Raw genomic sequence first — 13,993 nt, 5'->3', positions numbered from 1 at the left:
GTTCTTTTTTTGTGAACTCACCAGCTCAAAACCCCGCCCTCTAACCGCTTTACGCCGCGGATTTTGCCAAGCTGCTCTGCAAGTTGAAACAGAGCTAAATCCTTTACCTTGGCTTCAATCATCACGTCGATACGGGGAAGATCAATCTCTTTGCAGCTCTTGAGAAAAGCCGTGAGCATCTCCGGCTCGATGTAATCTGAGTGGGAGCGAAATTCCTTCTCGCTCTTAGGTGAAGAGACGTGGATCTTCATCGGCAGTTCTCCCCACGTCTTGGCAATCTGGGGAAGCAGCTCGATGGGTGAAACAGCGGAGGGATTGCACCAATCGTGGTGCAAATCCAGCATGCACGGGCGCTGCAGTTTCTGGCTAACGGCAAGTGTTTCCTCCAACGTGTATGTTTTATCATCGTTCTCGAACGTTAACCGCCGCATCGCAGTCTCGGGCACCTTCGGCGCGTTGTCGAAAAGCTTCTGCGTGGCAGCTTCCTTATCGCCGTATACTCCACCGACATGGATATTAATAATCGCGGCCTCGTCCAGCCCCATGCCATCTAGAATGGCCGCATGATAATTCAAATCATCGATGGCTGCATCTACCACCTTATCGCTTCCATTAAGCAGCGTGAATTGGTTAGGATGCATGCTGAGCCGAATATCGTGTGACTTCGCGAAGTCACCGAGCTTGCGCAACTCGTCTGCGTACTCTCCAGCAATATCAATCCGCACATCGGGGTGTGTCGCTAGGGGGACCAGTGCGGACGATAGTCGAAACAATCGAATGCCGTGGGCGGCATTGTAATAGAGAATTCGCTGTGTTGCTTGGAGGTTTTTGCGGCCGATTTCAATGGCGCGCTGCATGGCCTCTTCACGCGGCCGCCCGGAGAATAGCTTGTACGTGAATGTTGAACTAGGCGTGTTATTATAAATTGCCATTGCAGTAGATACGAAACCAAGTCGAATAATCAAGAGCGTGCGTCCTCCGTTGCTGGGTAGTTAGTGGTTACTCTAGTGTACCCCTTTTTATAGGTAGCTTTCTCACAAATTTTCATCTTGTTACCAGCCCAACACAACAAAGCCTCCCACTCCACAGGACAAGGGTGGAAGGGAGGCTTAATGGTTTGCGATACGCAGCAAGTTTAACTGTAAAAAATACATCTAATTCACTGATATTCCGCTAAAAATCGCAAATAGATGGAAAAATTCCATCTATTTCTCGGAATTTCGCTGATTATCTAGGTATTCCTCGAAAATAACGGGAGTTTTTCCAGTTATTTCGCTACACCAGCCTCCATTGCACAATTAGATGGAGGTTTTCCATCTAATTGTGCAATGGAGGCGACGGGCAGGCGGTGGCAGCGACCAACCACCGATCCTCCCTGCTTTGCGATGCTCTAAACTCGCTCAACCTTCAACAGGTTGGTCGTACCGGACTTCCCAACCGGAATACCTGCGGATACGACGGTGAGGTCGCCTTTTTTCACATATCCAAGCGTCTCTGCTTGGTTAATCGCGGAGCGAATCATCGCATCCGTCGATTCGCAGAACTCACCAAGAACAGGGATGACACCCTGCACCATGCTCAATTGGCTGATCGCGTGCTGGCTGTTCGTTACCGCGATGATCGGTGCTTCTGGGCGGTATTTGGCGATCATCCGCGCCGTGAAGCCTGTTTCTGTCGGTGTTAGAATCGCTGCAGCATGGAGTTTGTTCGCGGAAGATACAACCGCTTGGCACAACACTTCAGTGATCTCGTTGTTGGATTCTAACTGTGCATCAACCAAGGAGCTGCGCACCATCGTTTTCTCGACGCGCTCAGCGATCGTCGCCATCATCGTCACGGACTCAATCGGATATTTACCAGCGGCTGTCTCGCCGGAAAGCATCACAACGTCACTGCCGTCAAGCACGGCATTGGCCACGTCACTCACTTCAGCGCGAGTCGGACGCGGGTTGCGCTGCATGGAATCTAGCATTTGTGTAGCTGTGATAACGGGCTTACCAGCGAGGTTACAAGCGCGAATCATATCTTTTTGTGCAATTGGAACTTCTTCTGTCGGGATTTCAACCCCAAGATCACCACGGGCAACCATGATGCCATCGGAAGCTTCCAAGATCGAAGCGAAGTTCGTCATGCCTTCTTCGTTCTCAATTTTGGAGATGATCGGTGTTAAGCCAGCACCATGCTGCTCCAAAAGTGCGCGAACCTCACGAACATCGTTTCCGTTACGAACGAAAGACATCGCGACGATCGAAATATTTTCCTCAACGCCAAATTTGATGTGCATGACATCGCGCTCTGTCACACCCGGCAAGGATGTGCGTACGCCTGGTAAGTTAACACCTTTGCGCTGCTTCAGCTGGGCAGGGTTCAAGACGCTGCAAGTCACTTCTGTGCCGTCGATCATTTCAACACGCAGCTCGATGGAGCCATCGTCGATCAATACAAGATTGCCTGGCTTCACATCCTGCGGCAAACCTGGGTAGTTCACGGATACGCGGCTGGAGTCGCCGATAATTTGTTCAGTCGTCAAGACGATACGATCGCCCGTTTGCAAATCATAGGAAGCATCTTTCAATTGGCCGATGCGGATCTCGGGGCCTTTGATATCCATAAGGATCGGGATAATAACACCCATTTCTTGCGCAGCTTGGCGTACACGCTGGATACGACCGCGGTGCTCATCCAAATCGCCATGTGCCATATTTAAACGCGCGACGCTCATGCCGGCGCCAATTAATTCTTTCAGGGTGGAGACGGAATCGCATGCAGGCCCCATCGTACAAATGATTTTCGTTTTACGCATTGTGAAGGACTTCCTTTCGAATGTAAGAGATTAGTTGGCTTCATTATATGCCTTATTGATGTGAGTTTCTATGAACTATAGTATGATATATGCAATATAGTACGATTGAAAGGTGGTAACGGATCTATGCAGCTATCAGGCTTCCACTATCATAAAAGCAGCTCATGGAACGAAGAACAGCCGAATATCCGCCAGGACTGGACGCTTATTTTCGTGATCTATGGCCGCTGTATGTACTGGATCAACGAGAAAAAACAAGTATTAGACAAAGGGCAATGGCTGCTCATTCCGGGAGGTACACCCTATTATGGGCGAAGTGTGCCAACAAAAATTCATGAAAAATTTGTGCTGCAATTTGACGCACAAGCAGCACAAAATATCTTCCCTCTGCTGCAACAACCGAGTTACACCTGCCGTCAGACGGGCAAATTCGACATCATCGCAGATCGCCTGCGTTTGATTCATCGCGGCTGGCAAGACAAACAGCCCTATTACATGGCGCTATGTGATGCGCACCTGCAAGAGCTGTTTGTGTATCTCCAGCGGGAGTGGGATCAGGCAGCCACAACTTCGGCAACCGCACTTCTGGTGGAGCAAATGAAAGGCTATATCCAGAATCATTACCGCGAGCATGTCACCAAGGACGAGCTAGGCACCTGTATCTCCCGCTCGCCGAATTATGCAGCGTCTCTTTTCCGCCAAGTCACGGGTCAAACCATCAGCGAATTCGTTCACGTCACTAGAATCAAAACAGCCGTCTATATGCTGCGCCATTCCGCCCTGACTGTCACCGAAATTGCCGAGTTTATTGGCTATAATGATCCGTCTTATTTTTATCGCGTATTCCGAAGAATGACGGGGTTAGTGCCAACCGAACTAGTTTCAGATCGTGAAACCATTCGCAAGTAATTACATCGTTCCGCCGCCGAGTCGTATGTTAGCAGGGATTTGTTCAGGACCTTTGTTAATATAGTCGTGAATGAACGTACCGACACTAGCTTCATCGAACTTGGCGAGAGTCATTGTTTTCGTCCAAGCCGTAACCACGACCTCTTGATCAGCAGGAACATCCACATTCGGAACTGCAAGAACACCAGCACCAGCCGTCCTGAAGTGGGTCAAGTAGTCAAGTCGATCACGCAGTTCCTTGGGTGCATCCGGATGATAATGAATGATGATATCTCCATGCTCCAAGTTGTGGACAAGCATCTCGTATCCAGGTCTTTCTTTGTAGAAACCGAATTTCAAATCATGCGGGCTATGCGTACCTGAAGTAGGGATTTTCATCTCGTACATCAAGGTACCATCCTTGTGATCTCGTCCGTAGTCTTTATCTGTTGTAACTTGAATATTCGCTTGGAAATTAAGCTTATCTAGGCTGTACTTGCCTGCGGAGCTTTGAATAAGTGAAGTACCGACGCTGCCGAGAGCGATAATGAGCAGGGCGTGTGAAAGAAGGAGCCATGTTTTATGTTTCTTTTTCAGGGCTTGCTTTTCAGCCTTTTTCAAACGCGAGGTGTTATCTTTGTTAATTCTTGCTGCGAGTACATAACCAATGATAGCTGCAATGAATAGAGCTAGTCCGATATAGAGCAATATGGTCATCATTTCAATCCCTTTCTGCATCGTGGAATCGTCCACCTAAACAAGGTTTCATTATTAAAAAATAATAAGGACACTACAAATTGTAGTTTTTCTTAGGGGTGGAAGTCAACTTCTAAAGTTATCCTGATTTTGGTATGTAAAATAGAGGGTTTGGAGCGCGACTTGTTGAATGGTGTAGAGAAAAGTCTGATTTTGTTGAAAGCTATTTAGGGGGAGTCACGAAAGATGGATCAACTGCACGAATTAAACAGAAGGAACAGCTTAATGGTTAAGCTTTTATGGGCGTGTCTTGCACTTGGAGTCGCGGCTGCCTATACATCTGCCTCCATGATGGTAACCCTTTCGTCGGTAGGAGTACCGATTGCCATTGTATGCACGATTTTAACCTGGAAGAAGCTTGCTATTCCGTATACGAAGTATGTGATTGCCATTGGACTTAGTGCTATTTCTTATTTTTTCATGTCAAATAGTGCATCTTTGTTTGGTCTATTTATTTTATACTTAAGCTTAGCTCTCATTTCTTTATACATGGACTACAAGCCGCTCGTGCTGAATGGTGTTCTCGGTCTGATTAATATGAATGTTTACATAGCGACGCTGACTCCACATGTGGATCCTATTGGCGTTAATGCTTTTTATCTGCTCACGATCATGACACTCATCGGTCAAAGTCAGATTGGTACAAGAATGTTAACGAACGTTGCCAGAAGTGCGAAGGAATCAGAGATCGCAAGGGTTAAAACAGATGAAATACTGTTAGGTGTTCGTTCCACGACAGAAGTGCTGGGCACATCAAGTGGAAGCCTACAAGAGAATGCTGCGGTAACAGGTAGAATTACGGAGGAAGTTGTGGCTGCTTTTCAAGAGATTACGATCGGTATTGAATCCCAAGCCTCCAGCATTAACGATATTACATCCGCTATTCAGAATGTGAATGAGACAGTGGAACAGACCACGGCGGCATCGAATACGATGAGCAGCAGATCGCGGGATACAGCGAGAATGACGAATGAAGGCAAGGCCCAGATGGAAGATTTGTCGCTCAAAATCAATGATATCACCGTTATCGTCACCGAGACCTCCGACATCATGAATGAAGTGAATGAAGAGAACGTGAAGATTGGGAATATCGTTTCCACAATCGCAGAAATTGCGAACCAGACGAATCTATTGTCGCTGAACGCTTCAATCGAAGCTGCTCGTGCAGGTGAACACGGGAAAGGCTTCTCCGTTGTTGCTAACGAAATTCGGAAGCTAGCGCAAAATGCACACATCGCATCAACGGATATTTCGGAAATTCTGGGATCTATTCAGGACAAAGTTGTGACAGCGGTTGAGAAGGTTGCCGTTGGCATTACTGCCGTAGAATCCGGGAAGAAATCGACGGATAGTGTCAATCAATTGTTCGAGGTCATCAACACGAATACAGCGGAAGTGGTGGAGCAGGCAACGCACCTGCAACGCATGAATCAACAATTGCAGATTTCATCGCAGCGTGTAGCGGAAGAGATGACGTCTGTTGCAGCGATTACCGAGGAATCTGCGGCGTCCGTTCAAGAAGTGTTGGCTAGCGCGGAAGTGCAGCAGCATCGGGTGCAGAATATCGTAGACAGCATCCGTCAATTAAACGGATTGACGCAGGATTTGAAGCATTTGATCGAGAAATAAATGATTCGAAAGACTCCTTTGGGAAAAAAAGGATTGCCAAAGAGCGGCTAATCCGCTACAGTTAAGCCAAATGAATAGCAACACGGGTGCTTGATGAAGTCAGGCTGAGATAGTGGCCCTATGCCACTGACCGTTAATCTGATCTGGATAATGCCAGCGTAGAGACCTGATGTGCTTTTTTTATGCACAAATGTTCAAGCCTGCCGGTATTCCGGTAGGCTTTTTTTGTTCTTAAAGGGCAAAAGAGACCATGTATCCAAGGTTGGCGTGTTCGCCTATCTCATTGACAAATAGGAAATAAGAAAAAGGAGTCGAGAAGAAGATGGCGCAAAAGGAAGTAAGCAAAAAAGGGTTGAAGCTGACGGACATTTTGATCACGATTGTCATTTCAGCCGTGTTTGGTGTGATTTATCGGATTTGGGGACCGATTTATGATCTCATGAAACCGCTTGGTTTACATGCGGAGCAGCTGAGCTATGGCATGTGGTTCATGGCGGCAACGTTCGCGTTCCTCGTGATCCGCAAACCAGGTGTTGCTCTGTTGGCTGAAGTAGCGGCTGCAACGATCGAGGCCTTATATGGCGGACATTGGGGCGTGTCGACGCTCGTCTTTGGATTATTGCAAGGGCTTGGGGCTGAGTTAGTATTCGCGGCCTTCCGCTATCGTCGCACCAATGTGGGGGTAACGATTCTTGCAGCTTTCGCTTCCGCCATCATGTCCATCTTTGTGGATACGTACTATGGCTATATCGATCAGCTGACGTTCTGGAATTATATCTTATTCATTGGTTTACGGTTACTGGGCAGCGCTTTGATCGCGGGTGTATTCGCCTACTATTTGACAGGTGCTTTATCCCGCACAGGCGTACTGAATCTGATTCGTCCCGTTTCCAAAAAAGATTACGACGTACTGGGGTAACGAGATGAGCGAAGGAATGAGCGTTACGAATCTACGGTTAAAATATCCCGGCGATGACGCCCCCCTGATTTTTCAGGGGGTTTCCTTTTCCATCGAGCGGGGTGAGAAGGTGCTGCTTCTAGGACCTAGCGGCTGTGGCAAATCGACCCTGCTGCAGGTGCTGAGCGGAATTGTGCCGGACATGATTGAGCTTCCGCTCAAGGCGGATGAGATTCGCAGGCCTAGCCGGTGGGGCTATGTATTTCAAGATCCGGATACACAGTTCTGTATGCCTTATATTGACGAAGAGATCGCGTTCGTGTTGGAAAATCAAGAAGTGCCGCGGGAAGATATGCCTGCGCGCATTCGTTATTATTTGGATTTGGTCGGCTTGTATGTGCCCGATGCGCATACGTTGATTAGCACGCTGTCACAAGGGATGAAGCAGCGCTTAGCGATTGCAAGTGTACTGGCGCTTGAGCCAGAGGTTATCTTTCTCGATGAGCCCACGGCGCTGTTGGATGATGAGGGCACGAAGCAGATATGGGACACGATTCGAGCCATTAGCGGGGACAAAACGCTCCTCATCGTCGAGCACAAAATTAGCGGCATGCTGGATTTGCTTGATCGGTTGATCATCCTGACACCGGAAGGTAAGGTGTTGGCCGATGGGCCGCCGCTTGCCATGTTTGAAGCCTACAAAGAGCAAATGAGGGAATATGGCATTTGGTATCCCGAGGTGTGGGAGGATTATGCCAAGGAGAATGTGAGGAGAGAGGACCAAGGGAATAAGCAGACCAACAAAGTGGAGCCGCTGACGCCCGTTATGGTCTTTCAGGATTTTGTCGGTGTTCGCGGCGGGCAGATCAGGACCTCTGTGGATAACTTTAGCGTCTATCCAGGGGATTGGATCACCGTTGTCGGTGCCAACGGTGCAGGCAAAAGCTCGCTCCTCCTCGCGATCATGCGGCTCATTCCAACCCGCGGAAGCTGTCTGATCGCGGGCGTGAAGGGCAACAAAGTCGAGCACCTTGCGGAGCAGGTCGGCTTTGTGTTCCAGAACCCGGAGTTCCAGTTCGTCACGAACTCCGTGGAGGAAGAGCTGACCTATGGCTTGCCAGAGGGTCAGCCGAAGAACGGGCAGTGGGCAGCTGCTGAGCAGCTGCTTCGAGAGTACGACCTGCTCGCGCTGCGCGAGCGGCACCCGTTCCAGCTCTCGCTGGGCCAGAAGCGCAGGCTCAGCGTGGGGTCCGCGATGGTTCGCGGGCCACGCATCCTGCTGCTGGATGAGCCCACCTTCGGGCTCGATGCGCGCGGCACGCTGCGCATGCTCGAGGAGCTGGAGCGGCTGCGCGCCAGCGGGACTGTGATCGTGATGGTGACCCACGATCACGAGATCGTCCAGCGCTGGGCGACGCGCGTCTGGCAGGTCGAAGCCGGGCGGGTGACGGAAGTCGCGCACGCACCCGCCTTGGCCTCTTCTATCCCGGGAGGTGAGCCGTTGCTATGCAAATAACGTTCACCTTTCGCGAAACGTGGCTGCATCGGGTTAATCCAGGTGTGAAGCTGGTTTTATCGATATTACTATTCATCGTGGTTGTTTTCACACATAATCTCAACATGATGTTGTTCCTGAGCATTGGCGCTTTGTTGCCACTAGCACTATTATCTGGACATCCGACGAAGAGATTGTTGCTATATGCGTCGCCATTTCTGTTGATTTTCGTGTCTTCCACAGCAGGGATGATGATGTTCGGTATCGGAGAGACCGAATGGTTTCATCTCGGGATCATTCGAATTACCGAGGAAAGCTTCTACCGCGGGATTCATCTTGGCTTACGCGGCGTCCAAGTTGCCTCCGTTGGCTTGCTGTTCAGCTTGACCACGCGGCCTGTCGCGTTGTTCTACGCAATGATGCAGCAATGGAAGGTCGCGCCGAAGTACGCATACAGCTTCCTGGCGGCGTTGCGCATGCTGCCAGTCATTCTGGAAGAGCTGCAGACGCTTCGCTATGCGCTCAAGGTTAGGGGCAAGCGTAAACAGCGGAATCCGCTGACATCGTGGTATACCACGATGCGAATGATTGCTATTCCGTTGCTGGCACAAAGCATTCGCCGTGCCCATCGGACGGCGGTGGCGATGGAAGCGAAGCGTTTTTCCTTGAGTCGTAAACGCACGTATTACTATGTATCTTCCTACTCCGTGTTAGATGTTTATTACACACTCTACTGGGGCGTGCTCATTGCCGTATCCTATTGGCTCGCGGTGACGTGGCCGCTTCTAAGCAGTGTCGATGTGCGTTGAAAAAAAGAGCAACCCAACTCCTGATACGGGATGGGTTGCTCTTTGGCTTATTCGCCCCATTTGAGCATGAGTGTGACTCGGCAGCATTGATTTCCGGTAATACGAGGACCAACAACGAATTGTATGGCACTGGGCGAGTAGCTCGTTTCGATGGTGGAATCACTACCGAATGTTTTAACAATACGATCGACTTCTTTTTGGTTGCCGCTTTGAGCATTCGTCATTAATTGCTGGGCGATTGCCGGGTCTGTGAGCTTTTTGACGACGATAGAGGCTTCCTTTAACAGATGCTCTGAGGTAACGACCGAGTTAGACAGCATTTTCGTATTAACAGGGGGAAAATTGCGGTCCCACGCCCAGTAAGGTGCGTAGTGGTAGGGATGAACGGGATACTGATGATAGTGAACTGGGGGATAGGTGTAAAAGGTTGGGTCGTTGTACATCGAGACCGACCCCTTTCTGTAAAATGATGAGCACTAGCAATATATGTGAGAGATGGGCTAGTGTGCCTCCACATACAAAAAAGCTCCCCAGGCGGGGAGCTCATGCACTCGTCGTTTAACTTATCTTGATGTTGTTAGTGTAACGTAGCTTGTCACTTTGACACCCGATGCTGAAACGGCAGTAAGTTCAAAAGATGTTACATTACCTGTTACCTTCACGGTACCATCTGGATCGACCGATACAGTGCCAACCGTAGAGCCGGCTTCCCCGCGGATATCATTCGTAATAAATAGAGTACCTAGAGCAAAGTTATAATTGCGAATGTCGAGATCCTCGTATTTGTTTCCATAATTATCTGTAGCCGTAAGATCCATGGCTGTGTATGCATTGAAATTTGCCTTGTACACGATGTCTGAAACATCCATAGGTTCAGTAATCGAAGTTTCCCCTGCTGTTAATGTCTTCACACTGACAGAAGTACTTTCAACAGTTACGCTGACATGCAGTTGTTTGGCTTCTCCATTCCCAATTTGCACAATAAGACTTACGTCTGTAGTTCCTGGTTTGTTCCCTAGCACATAGGCACGATGGTCGGAAGTGAGGCCTACTTTGGCAATGCTAGAATCTGTGGCGACAACAGACTGGACAATTCCTGGAATTGCGATTTCTTCACCAGAAGAAGAGGTTACTTTTATTTTGATTTCTTTTGCAAATTTACTTAGTGTAGGATCTTCAGCAATCGTTTTGGTGATAGTACCTGTAGCGGAGCTAGTCAAACCACTATCAATGACGCCAGCTAAGTGGTAATCCCCTACTACGGAAACATTGCCTGGGTTAGACGGTGTTACAACCGGTGGTTTCTGAGCGTTAAATGCCTCTTGAGCGCCGTACGAGCTAAGTACGAGATCTTCTCTAGTCGCGGCTTGATCGCCAGTTTTGCTAGTTGGATGAATACCAAGAGCAGTTGCTTGCTTAACCGCATCGGTGTACCAAGGTGAGCCCGTCATCGCAACGGTCTTTCCTAATCCTTTAAGAAGCACGGTATCTAACTGGGCTGCGGTAACTGATTCACCAGGCTGGAAGGTTGTAGCTGTCACGCCGTCAATCAGACCAGCTTTTTTAGCTGCTTCTATATAAGGGATCGCCCAACCGTTAGCCGCGTCGTCTGCATGAACATCCGTGAAGCTGGACACGTTAATCGAAAGATCAACCGGGATATTGTAAATTTTCGTAGCTACTTTAGCGAATTGAGCGCGCGTCATATTTTGTGAGATTCCGAAAGTTGTACCTGAGACTCCTTCGAAAATACCATCAGCGATCATACGATCGATTTTTGTTTTCAAAGCGGCGTTACTTCCAGCCAAATCTGTGAAATCAGCGCTAGTTTTAACGGCAGCGGAGGCAGGTTGAACAAGTGTTAGAGAAGCGAATAATGAAAAAGCCATGGCAGTCGTCGAGATTAATGTAAGTTTTTTGTTCAATGTCATATAGGATGGCCCCCTTGGCATGTTACGAGTATGGTATTCGTGATACTAGCATTTCTAGTTATCTAGTATTTCACGTGCTTGTCTTGTTGCTATAACTATAGCTTGCCTGATCATCCACGTCATTGTCAAATTTCTGGCAGTCTCGATAAGTGAGTGCTAATTTTATGCGGATGGAAGATTTCGATAGAAAAATAGTTCGCATCTATGATATACTCGCCATAACAGGAGATGATCAGATGAATGCGAAGGTTTCTTTTCAAACACTCCGCCGTCCCAAACTTGTGGATGATGTTGTGACACAGTTGCAGAAGAAAATTTCCGATGGCGAGCTGAAAGTAGGCGATAAGATTCCGACAGAGCCGGAATTAATGGAGCAGTTCGGTGTCGGCCGCTCCACCATTCGTGAGGCTGTTAGGGTTCTTGTGCATGCGGGGCTGCTGGAGAAGAAGCAGGGCTTCGGCACATTTCTAACGGGGCATTCTGATGCAGCGATGCAGGAACCGCTAGTTCACCGACTGCGTCGTGCCGAAATTTTGGAAGTCTACGAAGTCAGAAAAATGCTCGAGCTCGAAATATCTAGACTCGCTGCAGCACGCCGTGACGAAACCGATTTGGCGCAAATGAGTGAAGCCTTGGATGAACGGTTTCAGGCGCTGGAGCGAGGGGATACGAACGCTTATCTGGCTGCTGATATGGCTTTTCATCAGGCAGTCGCGGTCGCTAGCAAAAATACCATCGTTGTCGATCTATATCGCTCATTTTCGGCGGTGTTATTGGAGGCGCTGACGAATTTAGTAAAGGATGAGCTGGTTCATGATCACCATCATCTTTTTCATGTGAATTTGTTTGAAGCGATTCGAGATAAGGATGTTGCTGCTGCGGAAAATTGGACACTTCAGAATCTGGAGGGGACCGTTCAACAAGTCAAAAAGTTTCTTCAGCAGGAGTAGGATCAGAGTAGAACAGGAGTAAGAGTAGCAAGAAGATGGGAGCGGGAGTCGTTGTTGCCTTTCCCATGATTTTAAACGTCAGATGATATGATGATTAGGAGTGGTTTTTATGCAAACAGCAACAGGTACAGCGACTGTTACGAATTCAGCACAGACGCAAGCACGCACGGTTTATGCCATTTTATTTTCGATCAGCTTGGTCCATCTATTGAATGATGCGATTCAGTCGGTCATTCCCGCCATTTTCCCGATTCTGCATGACTCCTTGCAATTAAGCTTTACGCAGATCGGCTGGATCGCCTTCACGCTTAATGTGACAGCTTCCTTATTCCAACCCTTGATCGGATTGTATACAGACGCGAGGCCGAAGCCCTATTTACTGCCAATTGGCGTGATTTTCTCGCTATTTGGTATTGTCGTACTGGCCTACGCGGGAACGTTCTCGCATGTGATCATGGCGGTCATTCTCGTTGGATTGGGGTCTTCGGTGCTTCATCCCGAGTCTTCTAGGGTCGCCTTCCTAGCTGCGGGTCCTCGGAGAGGCCTGGCGCAGTCGATTTTCCAAACAGGCGGGAACATTGGTCAAGCGTTGGCACCTATTTTTACCGCACTTATTTTCGTGCCGTTAGGTCAGTTCGGAATTATTTGGTTTACGTTTGCGGCGGCAGCGGGGATCGTAGTTCAGATCTTTGTGGCAAAATGGTACCAAGGCGCGCTTGTCGCACGTTCCGCCATTCGTAAAACGGCTTCGGTGAAAAAGCCTTTGCCTAAAAAAACTGTCGCTTACGCGTTAGGAATTCTAATCATGCTCCTCTTTTCTAAGTTCGTTTATGTGGCGAGTATGACCGGATTCTACGCATTCTATTTGATGGACCATTTCGGTGTCACGACAGGAAAAGCACAGCTTATTATTTTCACTTTGCTGGCGGCTGGGGCCGTGGGTACATTTATGGGGGGCCCCTTGGCGGACCGATTTGGCAGACGAAATATGATCTGGTTCTCTATCTTGGGAACAGCGCCGTTCTCTTTGCTGCTTCCATTTGTAAGTTTGTTCTGGTCAGCGGTTCTATGTGCATGTATCGGATTCATTCTGTTGTCCGGCTTCTCTGTGATCGTAGTCTATGCGCAAGAGTTGCTGCCTGGTAAAGTGGGTACGGTATCAGGGCTATTCTTCGGCCTAGCGTTTGGCTTAGGCGGCATTGGTTCAGCTGTGCTCGGGACGTTGGCGGATGCGACAAGCATCGGCTTCGTGATTCGACTTTGTGCCTTCTTGCCATTGCTGGGACTGCTTGCAGCCTTTCTTCCTACGGATAAAAAACTAAACATGACGAGTTAGTCGAGGCACACATAGAAGATTGAAGAAAGACTCCGATGAGCTCAACATGCTCGTTTGGGTCTTTTTTTGTACGTTTTATTGGGAAGGGAATTGGGCGGAGCAATGAGCAATCTCCCACAGGTGCTGCATCTATGCGAGTTGTAGTGGCTGAAGGGATTGGCGCGACGAGTGGTCTCCTTATTAACTGGAAAAAGTACAGCTAATATCACACTTCACGGGTAAAAATCATGATTAGATGGAAAAATGCACTTAGAATTAAAAGTGGACGTCTCTTAGTGTAGGAGTAATAATAATCTTAACTATGAACTAAGAGGTGTCTATCCATGAGCGAATCAAGACAACGATATAATGAAAATTTTAAACGTGAAGCTGTAAAATATGTGCAAGAACAGACTAAATCCCTAGAGCATATCGCGGATGAGTTGAATATCAATCCTGGTACCCTTCGTAACTGGTTGGGGAAATATCGGGAGTTTGATCATGAACCTGTGAACAAAG

General features: G+C 48.5%; 13 protein-coding genes and 1 riboswitch. Of the genes, 8 read left to right on the top strand and 5 right to left on the bottom strand.

Features of this window, described 5'->3' with window-relative positions:
- Positions 1-17: 17 nt before the first annotated feature.
- Both uvsE and pyk read right to left on the bottom strand, forming a co-directional pair.
- Positions 18-965 (bottom strand): UV DNA damage repair endonuclease UvsE, encoded by a 948-nt coding sequence (uvsE, locus tag HQN88_RS34045; RefSeq protein ID WP_173120653.1) that lies wholly within the window; start codon positions 963-965, stop codon positions 18-20.
- A 425-nt stretch (positions 966-1,390) separates the two neighbouring features.
- A complete protein-coding gene (gene pyk, locus HQN88_RS34040) occupies positions 1,391-2,803 on the bottom strand; it encodes a pyruvate kinase (RefSeq protein ID WP_173120651.1) in 1,413 nt (470 codons plus the stop codon).
- Positions 2,804-2,929: 126 nt separating this feature from the next.
- Between pyk and HQN88_RS34035 the strand changes: the two genes are divergently transcribed.
- The gene (locus tag HQN88_RS34035; protein WP_173120649.1) at positions 2,930-3,712 is read left to right on the top strand and encodes an AraC family transcriptional regulator; all 783 of its coding nucleotides are present in this window, start codon (positions 2,930-2,932) and stop codon (positions 3,710-3,712) included.
- Here the strand turns inward: HQN88_RS34035 and HQN88_RS34030 are convergent, their stop codons facing one another.
- On the bottom strand, positions 3,713-4,429 hold the full coding sequence (locus HQN88_RS34030) for a DUF3105 domain-containing protein (protein WP_173120647.1): 717 nt from the start codon (positions 4,427-4,429) through the stop codon (positions 3,713-3,715). It abuts the gene before it with no gap.
- 204 nt (positions 4,430-4,633) lie between these two features.
- Between HQN88_RS34030 and HQN88_RS34025 the strand changes: the two genes are divergently transcribed.
- The 4 genes from HQN88_RS34025 (at position 4,634) to HQN88_RS34010 (ending at position 9,278) form a co-directional block, all read left to right on the top strand.
- Positions 4,634-6,076, top strand: coding sequence for a methyl-accepting chemotaxis protein (locus tag HQN88_RS34025; RefSeq protein WP_173120646.1), 1,443 nt, complete (start codon positions 4,634-4,636; stop codon positions 6,074-6,076).
- A gap of 72 nt (positions 6,077-6,148) precedes the next feature.
- Positions 6,149-6,258: riboswitch (TPP riboswitch) on the top strand.
- Positions 6,259-6,398: 140 nt separating this feature from the next.
- Entirely contained in the window at positions 6,399-6,995 is a 597-nt protein-coding gene (locus HQN88_RS34020) for an ECF transporter S component (RefSeq protein WP_173120644.1), read from the top strand.
- Between the two features lie 4 nt (positions 6,996-6,999).
- Positions 7,000-8,490: an ABC transporter ATP-binding protein gene (locus HQN88_RS34015; protein WP_173120643.1), complete on the top strand. Its 1,491-nt coding sequence runs from the start codon at positions 7,000-7,002 to the stop codon at positions 8,488-8,490.
- Positions 8,481-9,278, top strand: a complete 798-nt coding sequence (locus tag HQN88_RS34010; protein ID WP_173120641.1) for an energy-coupling factor transporter transmembrane component T family protein — start codon at positions 8,481-8,483, stop codon at positions 9,276-9,278. Before HQN88_RS34015 ends, HQN88_RS34010 begins: the two co-directional genes overlap by 10 nt.
- Before the next feature lie 47 nt (positions 9,279-9,325).
- Here HQN88_RS34010 and HQN88_RS34005 read toward each other — a convergent pair whose 3' ends face one another.
- Together HQN88_RS34005 and HQN88_RS34000 are read right to left on the bottom strand one after the other, a co-directional pair.
- Positions 9,326-9,721 (bottom strand): YuzC family spore coat inner layer protein, encoded by a 396-nt coding sequence (locus tag HQN88_RS34005; protein WP_173120639.1) that lies wholly within the window; start codon positions 9,719-9,721, stop codon positions 9,326-9,328.
- A 120-nt stretch (positions 9,722-9,841) separates the two neighbouring features.
- Positions 9,842-11,209, bottom strand: a complete 1,368-nt coding sequence (locus tag HQN88_RS34000) for an S-layer homology domain-containing protein (protein ID WP_173120637.1) — start codon at positions 11,207-11,209, stop codon at positions 9,842-9,844.
- A gap of 236 nt (positions 11,210-11,445) precedes the next feature.
- Between HQN88_RS34000 and HQN88_RS33995 the strand changes: the two genes are divergently transcribed.
- From HQN88_RS33995 to HQN88_RS38725, 3 genes are all read left to right on the top strand, one after another.
- Positions 11,446-12,159 carry a FadR/GntR family transcriptional regulator gene (locus tag HQN88_RS33995; protein ID WP_173120635.1) on the top strand — a complete coding sequence of 238 codons (714 nt, stop codon included), beginning with the start codon at positions 11,446-11,448 and terminating at the stop codon, positions 12,157-12,159.
- Between the two features lie 109 nt (positions 12,160-12,268).
- Positions 12,269-13,495: an MFS transporter gene (locus HQN88_RS33990; protein ID WP_173120633.1), complete on the top strand. Its 1,227-nt coding sequence runs from the start codon at positions 12,269-12,271 to the stop codon at positions 13,493-13,495.
- Positions 13,496-13,818: 323 nt separating this feature from the next.
- A partial coding sequence (locus HQN88_RS38725) for a transposase (protein ID WP_173120631.1) occupies positions 13,819-13,993 on the top strand: 175 nt, incomplete at its 3' end.

This window comes from Paenibacillus qinlingensis (genome assembly GCF_013204845.1).
Taxonomy (GTDB): domain Bacteria; phylum Bacillota; class Bacilli; order Paenibacillales; family NBRC-103111; genus Paenibacillus_E; species Paenibacillus_E qinlingensis.
This window is presented reverse-complemented; position numbering and strand designations above follow the sequence as displayed.

Excerpts from the sequence above, each read along its gene's own strand:
- HQN88_RS34030 (WP_173120647.1), bottom strand. The coding sequence starts at position 4,429 with ATGCAGAAAGGGATTGAAATGATGACCATATTGCTCTATATCGGACTA.
- HQN88_RS34020 (WP_173120644.1), top strand. The coding sequence starts at position 6,399 with ATGGCGCAAAAGGAAGTAAGCAAAAAAGGGTTGAAGCTGACGGACATT.
- HQN88_RS34000 (WP_173120637.1), bottom strand. The coding sequence starts at position 11,209 with ATGACATTGAACAAAAAACTTACATTAATCTCGACGACTGCCATGGCT.
- HQN88_RS34015 (WP_173120643.1), top strand. The coding sequence starts at position 7,000 with ATGAGCGAAGGAATGAGCGTTACGAATCTACGGTTAAAATATCCCGGC.
- HQN88_RS33995 (WP_173120635.1), top strand. The coding sequence starts at position 11,446 with ATGAATGCGAAGGTTTCTTTTCAAACACTCCGCCGTCCCAAACTTGTG.
- HQN88_RS34010 (WP_173120641.1), top strand. The coding sequence starts at position 8,481 with ATGCAAATAACGTTCACCTTTCGCGAAACGTGGCTGCATCGGGTTAAT.
- HQN88_RS34005 (WP_173120639.1), bottom strand. The coding sequence starts at position 9,721 with ATGTACAACGACCCAACCTTTTACACCTATCCCCCAGTTCACTATCAT.
- HQN88_RS34035 (WP_173120649.1), top strand. The coding sequence starts at position 2,930 with ATGCAGCTATCAGGCTTCCACTATCATAAAAGCAGCTCATGGAACGAA.
- pyk (WP_173120651.1), bottom strand. The coding sequence starts at position 2,803 with ATGCGTAAAACGAAAATCATTTGTACGATGGGGCCTGCATGCGATTCC.
- HQN88_RS33990 (WP_173120633.1), top strand. The coding sequence starts at position 12,269 with ATGCAAACAGCAACAGGTACAGCGACTGTTACGAATTCAGCACAGACG.
- HQN88_RS34025 (WP_173120646.1), top strand. The coding sequence starts at position 4,634 with ATGGATCAACTGCACGAATTAAACAGAAGGAACAGCTTAATGGTTAAG.